The organism is Marinimicrobium sp. UBA4209, assembly GCF_002381585.1.
Lineage (GTDB): Bacteria > Pseudomonadota > Gammaproteobacteria > Pseudomonadales > Cellvibrionaceae > Marinimicrobium > Marinimicrobium koreense.
In genome coordinates, this window is sequence record NZ_DFTP01000093.1 from 16,682 (window position 1) to 28,961 (window position 12,280).

The window sequence follows — 12,280 nt, forward strand, 5'->3', positions numbered from 1 at the left end:
ACCCCGCCAACACCAACATCGAAGAGCCCACCATTGCCTCAACCACCGCCCGGCTCGATGCCGTGCGCCGGCGCAATGTCGCCTTTATGAAGCTCGGAGGCATTGCCGGCCTGATTGCCCTGGTGATCATCGTGCTCGCGTGGTTGTTTGGCTAAAGGTAAAAAGTTGTTATAAAAGCGTAACCTAGTGTCACCCGGCGGGCGGTGCCTGCCTGATTGCGCTATCATGGAGGAACAATAAATCCAATGGATGAGGAGAGAAAACCCGTGAGAATCAACCTACCTTTTGTATTGACCGCTGTGTTGCTTTTGGCGGCTTGTGGCGGCTCAGAGAATAATGTTCAAAACGCCGTTGACGACTTCAACCAGGAAAAAGAGGATAACGAGCCGGAAATCCCGCCCATTGACTGCAGTGGCCAGCCAGATTTGAGCGATGCGGTCATCACCGGCCTTGAGATGACGTACATTCAGCAGAATGTACTTCCGGCCACCGATGATGCACCGGAGCGCCACTTGATAAGTATTTACATCGGTGTCGAATTCAATGAGCCGGACGACTCCCAGGCATCTCGTGCCAGAGGGTTCTGGCCAGAGTTCTCGCTGTTTCAGCGCGCCCGTGCCACCTCTTGTGAACCTCCGGAGCTTGGCGAGCGAGCCGTGCGGCTGGAGTTGACCAGCGATAGCGATTTCAACGCAGATTATCCGGCGGGTACGGTGCTCAATGATCTTCTGATTGATCCACCCAACATCGGTCCGGACGGTAGAGCGATCAACTCTGGGCTCAGCGGATTGTGGAACATCGTGCTTCTCGAACTGCCCACCGAAGAACTGGTGCATCGGTTTACCGTCACCGTGGAGTTGGATAGCGGCGCCCTCCATGAAATCACGCTTGATCCGTTGTACTTCCCGGCCAATTTACCCGCTGAGGACAATTTCCCGGATGATCCCGTTGCGCCTCCCGGTTTTTCCACCAGTTATCTCAACGATACGGGTATTGAAACCTGTGGTGACAATGAACTCTTTGACTACGAGTGTCCCGTGGCCGGATTTCCGCTTCAGGATGGCGAGGTGGGGCGAGATCGCCTGAACGACACGGATAATCAGGAAGAAGCCGATGATGAACCGCAAAAGTACGATTTCACGAAAATCGATAGCGAGGGCAACGAGCTGCCGGATGATGCCACAGAATGGTTCTGTACACGCGATAACGTGACCGGCCTTCTGTGGGAGGTCAAAACCGAGACCGGGCTGCACGGGGCCAACAACCTCTACAGCTGGTACAGTCCGGACGATACGGTGAACGGGGGCGTTGTCGGAGTGCCCGATGGGGGGCACTGTGAAGGCTCGGCATGTGATACTCATGCCTTTCTGGAAGCGTTGAACGAGAAAACTCTGTGTGGGCGGGACGACTGGCGTCTTCCCGATTGGGGCGACTGGTTTTCCGTCACCAGTTTTGATCCTTTGCCGGGTGATGATCTCGAGACATTTAAATACAGAGAGGTAGAGCATGTAGAGCCCGCAGGTTGGTGGACCGCTAATACAGTGGCGAATTCCGATGAACATGTCTGGGGCTTGTCGGCCGTTCATCACGGGGGTGATAAGACAATGTATCCTTTGCGGGCGGATGAAACTTTGCGGGCGCATGCCGTCAGTGGTCATCGCGGTCCGGAGCCTCTGGATGTACTGGATCGCGATCACTGTCGCCACACGGCAATGAACCCGACCACCCCAACCAGCGCGTTTGATATTATCGAGGGCGGGACGGTTGTCCACCACACCACCACGAATCTGCAGTGGCAGCGCTGTTCCGTGGGCCAACATTGGGATGGTAGCCAGTGCAGCGATTCGGCGGAGGTGTTTACCTGGCAGCAGGCATTGAATCAGATTCATGACCACGACGGTTGGCGCCTGCCCAACATCATCGAACTGTTAAGCCTTTATGAGAGTTGCGGTTCCGAACCCGCGATCAATCCAGAAGTGTTTCCCGCCACGCCGGGCAGGAGCCTGCAGGGAGCGTTGCGGCGCTGGGGGGAGGTCCGGTACTGGAGTGCCAGTCAGTCGGGCCTACTCCTGTTCAGCGGTTACGAGAGTGAGGACGCGCTTGGGGTCAACTTCGGAGCAAGTGGGTTATACTCCGAGCAACCCATACGGATGGATAAGGCCGGCGACCTCGGCTTTGTCCGTCTGGTTCGGGATGTGGAGCCCTAGCCACCGATGCCATCAACCCATTCACCCATTTGCGTTTTCCGCACCCGGGGCCTCACCCGGGTGTTTCGCATGGGCGAGGTGGAAATTCACGCGCTGCGCGGCGTGGATATGGAGCTGTACGCCGGGGAGTTTGTGGTGTTGCTCGGGGCCTCGGGCAGTGGCAAGTCCACCTTGCTCAATATTCTCGGCGGGCTGGACAGCGGTACCGAAGGGGAAGTGTGGTACCGGGATACCGACCTGAGTCATGCGACTGAGCGGGTGCTGACGGACTTTCGTCGTCACCATGTCGGGTTTGTTTTTCAATTCTACAATCTGATTCCCAGCCTGACCGCGCGGGAGAATGTCGCCATCGTTACCGACATTGCCCGCCATCCCATGGACCCGGCCGATGCCCTGGCGCTGGTGGGACTTGAAGAGCGCTTGGATCATTTCCCGGCTCAACTGTCCGGTGGTGAACAGCAACGGGTGGCCATTGCCCGGGCCATCGCCAAAAATCCCGAAGTGTTGTTGTGCGATGAACCCACCGGTGCACTGGATTCAAAAACCGGTATCAAGGTGCTGGAAGTGCTGCGCCGGATCAACCGGGAGTTGGGTACCACCACCGCGGTGATTACCCACAATGCAGTGATTGCGGATATGGCCGAGCGGATGATTCGCCTGAGCGACGGGCGGGTGAGCGAAGTCACGGAAAACCCGCACCCCGTTGATCCCGATCAGTTGCACTGGTAACCCGCCATGCGCGCTCTCAATACCAAACTGCTGCGCAACCTCTGGACCCTGAAAGGGCAGGGCCTTGCCATTGCGGTGGTGATTGCCACCGGCGTGGCCATGTTCGTGATGTCCTTTACCGCTCTGGATGCACTTCGCCTCAGCCAGCAGAGTGTGTATCAGAGCCAGCGCTTTTCCGAGGTGTTTGCCAATCTCAAGCGCGCGCCTGAATCCCTGGCCGATCGTCTGCGCGCCGTGCCCGGCGTGGCCACCCTGGAAACCCGCGTGCAGGCGCCGGTGAAACTGCAGGTGCCCGGGTTCGATCAGCCCGTTACCGGCCTCGCCCAATCCATTCCCGACGGGCGCCAGCCCCAGCTCAATCAGTTGCATCTGCGCACCGGCCAGTTGCCCGAAGCGAGCCGCAACGATCAGGTGTTGTTAAGCGAAGCCTTCGCCGAGGCGCATGAATTGCAGCCCGGTGATCGCCTGTCGGTGGTGATCAATGGTCGCTACCAGACGCTGTGGATCAGCGGCATTGCCCTCTCGCCGGAGTACATCTATCAGATTCGCCCGGGGGATCTGTTTCCGGATTTTTCCCGCTACGCCATTCTCTGGATGAATCGCGATGCCCTGGAATCCGCCTTTGATATGGAAGGGGCCTTCAACAACGTTACGCTGACGCTATACGCGGGGGCCAACCCGCAGACCACCATCGACCATCTGGATGGTTTGCTTGAGCCCTGGGGCGGGCTCGGCGCCTATGGTCGCGACGATCAACTGTCACACCGTTTTATTGAACAGGAGCTGGAACAGATTGCCGCCATGGCGGTGTTTCTGCCGTTGATTTTTATTGGCGTGTCCGCGTTTTTGTTGAACGTGGTGGCGGCCCGATTGATCCGCACCCAGCGCGAGCAGATCGCGGTGCTGAAAGCCTTCGGCTACGACAGCCTGACCGTGGCCGGACACTACCTTATGTTGGTGCTGGTGATTGTTCTGATCGGTTCAATTCTCGGGGTATTGTTGGGCACCTGGCTGGCCAGTGCCCTGGCCGGTCTGTATCAGGACTTTTTCCGCTTCCCTTGGCTGGAGTTCCGGCTGCGGGCCTCGGTGGCGCTGACCGCTATTGTTATCGCCGGCGGCGCGACGGCACTGGGTACCTTGACTGCGGTGTACCGGGCGTTTCGATTACCTCCGGCGGAAGCCATGCGCCCGGAACCGCCCACCCATTTTCGTCGCACCCTGATCGAGCGGTTGGGCATTCGAGGCCTAAGTCAGCCGACCCGAATCATCCTGCGCAACCTGGAACGACAACCGATCAAGGCGGGGCTGTCGATTCTGGGTATCAGCCTGGCGGTGGGCATGATGATGCTGACCGGGTTTCAGAAGGGCTCCATCGATTACATGATGGATGTGCAGTTTCGCCTTGCCCAGCAACAGGATATGACCGTCAGTTTTATTGAACCCACCCAGCGCGGTGCTCTACACGAGCTGGCTGCGCTCCCCGGTGTTCGTTACGTCGAGGGTTTTCGCAGCGCCTCGGCGATTCTGCACTACGGACATCGTTCTTATCGGGGTGGGGTCCAGGGTTTTTCCGAGCCCCGGCATCTGGTGCAGGTGCTCGATGATCAATTGCAGCCCATCGCCATTCCCTACGAAGGGGTGTTGCTCACCGACCATCTGGCGACCATGCTCGGTATTGGAGTGGGGGACACCCTGCAGGTCAAGGTGCAGGAAGGGCGGCAGCCGGAGCTTGCCATTCCCGTGGCCGGTTTGGTCACCGAATTTATCGGCGTGGGCGCCTATCTGCGGCAGGACACCCTGGCCCGACTGCTGGGTGAGGGCGATACGGTGAGCGGCGCTTTTCTGGCGGTGGACCCGGAGCTGGTGGACGAGGTCAATCGCCGCCTGGAGGCCATGCCCCGGGTGGCGGGAGTGAACCAGCGGGACACCACCATCCGCGCGTTCGACGATATGATGGCGGACAGTATGCTGGTGTTCACCTTTTTCAGTGTGTTTATGGCCGGATCGATCGCCTTTGCCGTGGTGTACAACAACGCACGCATCGCCTTTGCCGAGCGCGCCCGGGAGTTGGCGACCTTGCGGGTATTGGGTTTTACCCGGGCGGAAATTGCTTTTATTTTGTTGGGTGAGCTGTTGTTGCTGACCGTGCTGGCCATGCCGCTCGGCTTCCTGCTGGGGGCCGGTCTGTGTCAGCTGCTCACCCTGGGCATGCAGACCGATCTTTACCGGGTGCCGCTGGTGCTGACCGCGGACACCTATGCCAGCGCCGCCCTGGTGGTGCTGGTCGCGACCCTGTTGTCCGCCTTGATGATGGGGCGGGCACTGGTCAAACTGGATATGGTGTCGGCCCTGAAGTCGGCGGAGTAAGTAAACCTTCTGGCGCCGGAGCGAACCTCCTGGCTCAAGACAGTCCAAGGACCTATGGCTATGAAACGCCCGAACCGTCGTACCCTGATTTTTGCCGCCATCACCTTGCTGGTGATTGTGGTAATGATCATCAGCTTTCGCGATCCGCCCGCGCTGGTGGACTCGGCGCAGGTGATTCGTGGTCCCTTCCGAATTACTGTCGAGGAGGAGGGGCGCACCCGCCTGCCGGATCGCTTCGAGGTCTCGGCGCCGGTGGCGGGTTACCTCAATCGAGTACTGCTTGAGCCCGGCGATGAAGTGGCTCAGGGCGATACCCTGTTTACTCTGAATCCGGCACCGGCTGACGCGCTGGATGCCCGCACCGGCGCCCAGGCCCGGGCGGCTCTGGCGCGGGCCGAGTCGGCTTTGGCCGCCGCGGAATCCGCCGTTGAAGTCCAGCGCGCCCAGGCCGAACTGGCGGACCGGGAGCTGGTGCGGGTACAGCGGCTGGTGGATCAGGGCCATCTGTCCCGGGAAGCATTGGACCGGGCGCTGGCGGAAGCACGCAGTGCCAGTGCGCGTTTGCGCACGGCACAGTTTCAGGTGGATGTGGCGCGGCACGAGCGGGAAAACGCCGAGGCGGCGTTGACCATTGCGGGTGGCGAAGTCCGTTCGGAGCCGCTCAAGGTCACCGCACCTACGGAGGGTGTCGTGCTCACCCGCGAGCGACAGAGTGCCGGGCGGGTTCAACCGGGTGAACCGATACTGACCCTGGGTGATTTGAGCAGCCTGCAAGTGGAAGTGGATCTGCTCTCACCGGACGCCGTGCGTCTGAGCCCGGGAATGCGTGTGGAATTGGAGCGCTGGGGCGGCGACGAGGTGTTGCCGGGACGGGTGCGCCGGATCGAACCGGCGGGCTTTACGCACATTTCCGCGCTGGGAGTGGAAGAGCAGCGCGTCTGGGTCATTGTCGATTTTGATGCGCAGCGCGAACGCTGGAAAGACCTGGGTGACGGTTACCGGGTGGAGGCGCGTTTTATTCTCTGGGAAGGTGACGATGTCTTGCAGGTGCCGGCCAGCGCCCTGTTCCGGGAAGAGAAACGCTGGGCGGTGTATGTGATTGAGGACGGCGAGGCCGTGCGCCGAACCGTGACGCCGGGACGGCGCAGTGGATTGTTGACCGAAATCCAGGACGGACTCGAGCCGGGCGAGCGGGTGATCCTCCATCCCGGCCAGGATATCGAACCGGGCCGGCGCGTAGAGGCTCGCTGAGGGTTCAACGCTACCGCGATTGCCAGATGATTTTCTGGTGCTCCGCCGGAATCATCGCCGCCGGATGTCTGGGAACCACTCGGGCGGTGAAGTCGCCATCCGGGCGCGCGCTGTCCAGCTGCCCTTCATACCGGTAACTGTGAGTGGCGCTCTGCAAGGTACTCGCCGGTGTCAGTGCCAGGGTGATGGCGCTCTCCGCGTCGGTGGGGTCGGCGATCAACTCTACGGTCAGATGCTCTGGGTTCAATCCGCCGAGTTGTACATTCAGCCCGACCCGACGATGCCCATCCCGCTCATCGAACTGCAGCTCACCCAAGTGGATTTCGTGCCAATGTTGGGACAGGCCTGAATGCCATTGAAACAGTTCGGCCGCAAGGGCGCCTTTTTCCTTTGTGCGGTTCGCCAGTAATTGGGCGGCCGGGAGATAGTAGCCTTCAATGTATTCCTGAAGCATCCGGTTGCAACTGAAAGACGCGGTCAGTTGGGCCATGCTGTGCCGTACTCGTTCCAACCAGTCGGTGGGTATATCGGCGTCGTCTCGATGATAAAAACAGGGCGCGATATCCTGCTCCAGGAGTTCATACAGCGCCGTGGCATCGTCATCGTCCTGCTCCTCGCCGTGGACGTCACCGTCTCCCAGGGCCCAACCCACTTCCGCGTGCCAGGCCTCGGCCCACCAGCCGTCGNNGGACAGGTTCAGGCCACCGTTGACCAGCACTTTCATGCCGCTGGTGCCGCAGGCCTCCCAGGGGCGGCGCGGTGTGTTCAGCCAGACATCGACGCCCTGCACCAGATGTTGTGCCAGCTCGATATCGTAGTCCTCCAGAAAAACCACCCGGTCTTTGACGTCGGCGCGGCGGGCAAACCGGTACCAGGCCTGTAACGCATTCTTTCCCCACTGGTCCGCGGGATGGGCCTTGCCGGCCACAATCAGTTGTACCGGGTGCTGAGGGTGGTTGAGCAGGGCGGCGAGTCGATCCGGGTTGTGCAGCAACAGGTTGGGTCGTTTGTACTCGGCAAACCGTCGGGCGAAGCCCAGGGTAAGGACATTCGGGTCCAGCGGTTGTTCGCTGAATACCGCACACTGACCGGGGTCGCTTTCGCGGCGCCACTGATGGCCCAGACGTCGGCGTACGTAGTCCACCAGTTGTGCCCGGCCCTGACCCTTCATCTGCCAGAGGCGGTGATTGTCCAGTTGCTCAATGGTGTCGGTGGGCATGCGCTCCAGGTCCTGACGCCAGCGGTCCGGACCGAACAGTTGACGCCACTCGTTATCGGCCCGGGATGAATCCCAGGTGGGCACATGGACGCCATTGGTGACGTGGCCAATGGGCACTTCGCGCTCTGGCCAGCGGGGGAAAAGGGGCTGAAAAATGGTTCGGCTGACGGCGCCATGCAAGGCGCTGACGCCGTTGGCAAAAGCGCAGGTGCGCATGGCCAGCCAGGCCATATTGAACCACTCTGTCGAGTCCTCTGGATTGGCTTTGCCCAGTGCCAATAACCGTTCCGCCGGGACGCCGAGTTGTTGGGAGAATTCGTCAATATAGCGACGCAAGACTTCGATGGGATAGCGATCGAAACCGGCTGCCACTGGCGTGTGAGTGGTGAAAATATTTCCCGCACGGGTGGCCCAGAGTGCTTCATCAAAGGAGACTTTGTGTCGCTCGCAATAGGTGCGCATGCGCTCCAGTGTGGCGAATGCCGCATGTCCCTCGTTCAGGTGACAGACGTAGTCTCCACAACCGAGGGTGTCCAGCAAGCGCCAGCCGCAAATGCCCAGAGCAATTTCCTGCACCAGACGCAGCTCACGGTTGCCGCCGTAGAGTTGACTGGTGATGCCCCGGTCGCCCGCCTGGTTGCGCGGATCATTGCTGTCGAGCAGATACAGGGTGATGCGCCCGACCGTGACCTGCCAGACCCGAAAACGCACCCGCCGACACAAAAATTCGGTATCAATATGCAGCCAGCTGCCGTCTTTCGCCTGAGCCCGGCGCAGGGGCAGGCTGCCCGGGTCGTTGTACAGATAGGTTTCCCGCTGCCAGCCGGTGTCATCCAGGCTCTGGTGGAAATAGCCCTGCTGATACAGCAGCCCCACGGCGACCACCGGTACACCCAGATCGCTGGCGGTTTTCAGGTAGTCCCCGGCGAGCATGCCCAGCCCCCCGGCATACAGCGGAAGGGCATCGCAGAGGCCGTACTCCATACTGAGATAGGCAATGCCTTTGAGCGCCGAGTTGGCGTAGTGCTGTTGATACCAGCTGGTGTCGGTGAGGTAGGCATCCCTCGCCCGGGTCAGAGTGTTCAGCGCGGCGAGGAAGTTTTTGTCCCGGGCGATTTTCTGAAGTTGTTCGTCGCTGGTCAGTTGCAATACCTCCACCGGGTTTTGGGTGTGTTCCCACACCTCCGGGTTCAGTTGTTGCCAGAGCTGGTCGCCATCGTGATTCCAGCTCCAATACAGGTCCATGGACAGCTCCCGAAGAATGGCGAGGGCTTCCGGTAACGGGCGAGAGGATAGGGCCATGTCAGTGTCCGCGCAGGTGTCGGGTCAGAAACTTTTCCAACTCGACGATCAATAGAATCGGACTGGTCGACAGCACCAGTACCAGCCAATGACTCACACTCAAGGCGCCGACATCAAAAATGCGCTGACTGATCGGCCAATAGGTAAACACCCCCTGAAACAAAAGTACCACGGCAATGGCCACCAGTGCCGGGCGTAACCCCTGCCAATAGCGCCGGTGCCACAGGGAGTCGTTCAGGGTACGCGCACTCAGTAAATAAAATATTTCAAACAGCACCAGCGCATTGACCGCAACGGAGCGCGCCAGAGCCGAGTCACCCGATGCCGACATCTGCCACTCAAACAGGGTGAACACCGTGAGTGCACCGAGACCGCCGACCAACAGAATCCGGTAGAGCAGCGTGCCGGTGATCAAGCCCTGATGGCGGGGGCGGGGCGGACGCTGCATGATGTCGGCTTCGCTCTGCTCAAACGCCATGGCCAGAGCGAGAGTGACTGCGGTGACCATGTTGACCCACAGAATCTGTACCGGTGTGATCGGCAGAAGCCAACCGAACAAAATGGCCAGCACGATGACGACGGCCTGGGCCAGATTGGTGGGCAGGATGAACGCAATGGCCTTCACAATATTGTCGTACACAGTGCGCCCTTCTGCTACGGCATGCGTAATGGTGGCAAAGTTGTCATCGGTCAGTACGAAGTCGGCGGCCTCCTTGGCGGCATCGGTGCCTTTCTGGCCCATGGCGATGCCAATGTCCGACGAACGCAGGGCGGGGGCGTCGTTGACGCCGTCGCCGGTCATGGCCACGGTATGCCCCCGGGCTTGCAGTGATTCCACCAGTTGCAGTTTGTTGGCCGGACTGGTGCGGGCGAACAGATCGACCTGATCGACCACAGCGATGCGCTCGGCGTCATTCATCCGGTCGAGCTCCGCACCGCTGACCACCCTCTCGCTGTTCAGGCCCAGCTCGCGGCCGATGGCGGCGGCGGTTACCGGATTGTCGCCGGTAATCATCAGAACCCGAATACCGGCTGCGTGACACTGGGCGATTGCCTCGACAGCTTCGGGGCGGGGCGGATCGCTGATGCCGACCAGCGCCACCATGACCAGACCGCTTTCCATATGGTGGTGATGCAGCTCGGTCTGTTCGCTGTCCATCGGTTTGCGAGCCAGAGCCATGACCCGCATCCCTTTCGAGGCGAGCTGCTCCATCTGGCGGTGCCAGTAATTCCGGTCCAGTGGTTCCGGGCCATTCGGACCGAGCTGCTCGCGGCACAGCTCCAACAGCCGATCGGGCGCGCCCTTGATCGCCATTTCCCGGTCGCCGTCGGGGTGGTCATGCAACACGGCCATATAGCGTTTTTCGGTTTCGAACGGGAGACTGTCAATGCGCGGCCATTTGCGTCGACACTGATTGGCCTCCAACCCGTGTTTCATTGCCAATACCAGCAGAGCACCCTCGGTGGGGTCGCCGTGCAACTGCCACTCGCCCTGCTCCTCGGTCAGGTTGGCATCGTTGCACAACAGGGCGATGCGGGAGGCGGTGGCGACGGAGTCAGTGCCGGGGCTGTCGCCCGAGGAGTGAGATTCCGCCTTGATATCGCCTTCCGGCGTGTAGCCCTCACCGCTCACCGTGTACCGGTGGGTGCTGGTGACCAGCGCACGCGCGGTCATGGCATTGGCGGTGAGAGTGCCGGTTTTATCCGAACAGATCACGTCCACCGAACCGAGCACTTCCACCGCGGGCAGGCGCCGCATCAGTGAGCGTTTGCGGGCCATGCGCTCCACCCCGAGCGCGAGGGTGATGGTGACCACGGCGGGAAGGCCTTCGGGAATCGCCGCAACGGCAATACCGATCGCGCCCTGAAACAACGTGGCCAGGCTCTGGTTATGCAGCAGCGCACCCAGAACAACGGTGGCGCCGGTGATCAACAGAATGGCCAGGGTCAATTGCCCGGCGAAGCGTTGCAGTTGGCGCTGCAGCGGCGTCGAACTCAAGGTCACGCCCTGAACCATCCGGTTGATGGTGCCAATCTCGGTGTGTGAGCCGGTCTGAGTGACCACACCGCGTCCGCTGCCGTAGGTGATCAGAGTGCCCATATAGGCCATATTGAGCCGTTCCGCCAGGGGCGCTTCGGCGTTTACCGGTGCGGTGACTTTATCAACGGCCTGGGATTCACCGGTGAGTAACGCTTCATCACAGCGGATGCTTTTACTTTCCAGCAAACGGATATCGGCGGGGACTTTGTCGCCGGCTTGCAGCAGTACCACATCACCCGGCACCAGTGCTTCGCTGTCTAGGGTGAGGGTCGCCCCGTCGCGCAGCACCAGGCACTGGCTTCGGCTCATGGACAGAATGGCGCGCAGGGCCTGCTCGGCTTTGCCCTCCTGCACAAAACCGATGGTGGCATTGATCAATACCACCCCGGTAATAACGCCGGCATCCACCCAATGACCGAGAAACAGACTGATCAACCCGCTGACCAGCAGAACGTAAATGAAGAGATTGTGAAATTGCCGTAGCCAGCGCTTCCAGCCCGGTGTCGGCGGTTGGGTGGGCAGGGCGTTCGGCCCCCACTGTGTCAGTCGCTGTCGGGCATCATCGGTGCTCAATCCGTTTGGGGTGCTGTCGAGCTGCTCCAGCGTCTGTTCGGCGCTGAGCGCGTGCACCGGCTCTCCGTCCGACGAGGGCGGAGGCGTTGTGGCGTTGCGGGTGTCCATGGCGGTCATTCACGGTGACTCGATCAAGTGCATCAGGGACCGGTCTTGCTGTTCGAATCCGGTGAGGTTCTTCAGGGTGGTGTCTGCAATGGCGGCCAGTGCCTCGCGGGTGAAGAACGCCTGGTGTCCGGTGATCACGACGTTGGGGAATGTCAGCAGTCGGGCAAACACATCATCCTGCAACAGTTGGCTGGAGTGATCTTCAAAAAACAGATCGCTTTCCTCTTCATACACGTCCAGCCCCAGGTAACCCACCTGTCGGGATTTCAGTCCGGCAATCACCGCTTTGGTATCGAGCAGGCCGCCGCGACCGGTATTGATCAGCATCACACCCGGTTTCATTTTTAGCAGGGCATCGGCGTTGATCAGGTGGTGGTTGTCCGGGGTCAACGGGCAGTGCAGGGAAATGATGTCGGATTGCGGCCAGAGGTCGTCGAGTGCCACGTAATCCACGCCGGCGGTCTGCAGTGCCTCGTCGGGATA

At 60.5% G+C, this 12,280-nt stretch carries 7 protein-coding genes; 4 read left to right on the plus strand and 3 right to left on the minus strand.

The features are described from left to right. Positions 1-266 precede the first annotated feature (266 nt). Genes B3187_RS13310 through B3187_RS13325 form a run of 4 tightly spaced genes read left to right on the plus strand, consistent with a single transcriptional unit; the run spans position 267 to position 6,554 of the window. A complete protein-coding gene (locus tag B3187_RS13310) occupies positions 267-2,207 on the plus strand; it encodes a DUF1566 domain-containing protein (RefSeq protein WP_286806963.1) in 1,941 nt (646 codons plus the stop codon). Positions 2,208-2,213: 6 nt separating this feature from the next. Then, complete coding sequence (locus B3187_RS13315; RefSeq protein WP_286806964.1) at positions 2,214-2,936, plus strand: ABC transporter ATP-binding protein; 723 nt, start codon at positions 2,214-2,216, stop codon at positions 2,934-2,936. Between the two features lie 6 nt (positions 2,937-2,942). Continuing rightward, positions 2,943-5,303 (plus strand): ABC transporter permease, encoded by a 2,361-nt coding sequence (locus B3187_RS13320; protein WP_286806965.1) that lies wholly within the window; start codon positions 2,943-2,945, stop codon positions 5,301-5,303. Between the two features lie 60 nt (positions 5,304-5,363). Beyond that, a complete protein-coding gene (locus B3187_RS13325) occupies positions 5,364-6,554 on the plus strand; it encodes an efflux RND transporter periplasmic adaptor subunit (protein ID WP_123637826.1) in 1,191 nt (396 codons plus the stop codon). 10 nt (positions 6,555-6,564) lie between these two features. Here B3187_RS13325 and glgP read toward each other — a convergent pair whose 3' ends face one another. The 3 genes from glgP to B3187_RS13340 all read right to left on the minus strand — a co-directional run. Then, positions 6,565-9,075 (minus strand): alpha-glucan family phosphorylase, encoded by a 2,511-nt coding sequence (gene glgP / locus B3187_RS13330; RefSeq protein ID WP_286806966.1) that lies wholly within the window; start codon positions 9,073-9,075, stop codon positions 6,565-6,567. Position 9,076: 1 nt separating this feature from the next. Beyond that, entirely contained in the window at positions 9,077-11,806 is a 2,730-nt protein-coding gene (locus B3187_RS13335; RefSeq protein WP_286806967.1) for a cation-translocating P-type ATPase, read from the minus strand. Beyond that, on the minus strand, positions 11,807-12,280 hold a 474-nt coding region (locus tag B3187_RS13340; protein ID WP_286806968.1), incomplete at its 5' end, for an NAD(P)-dependent oxidoreductase.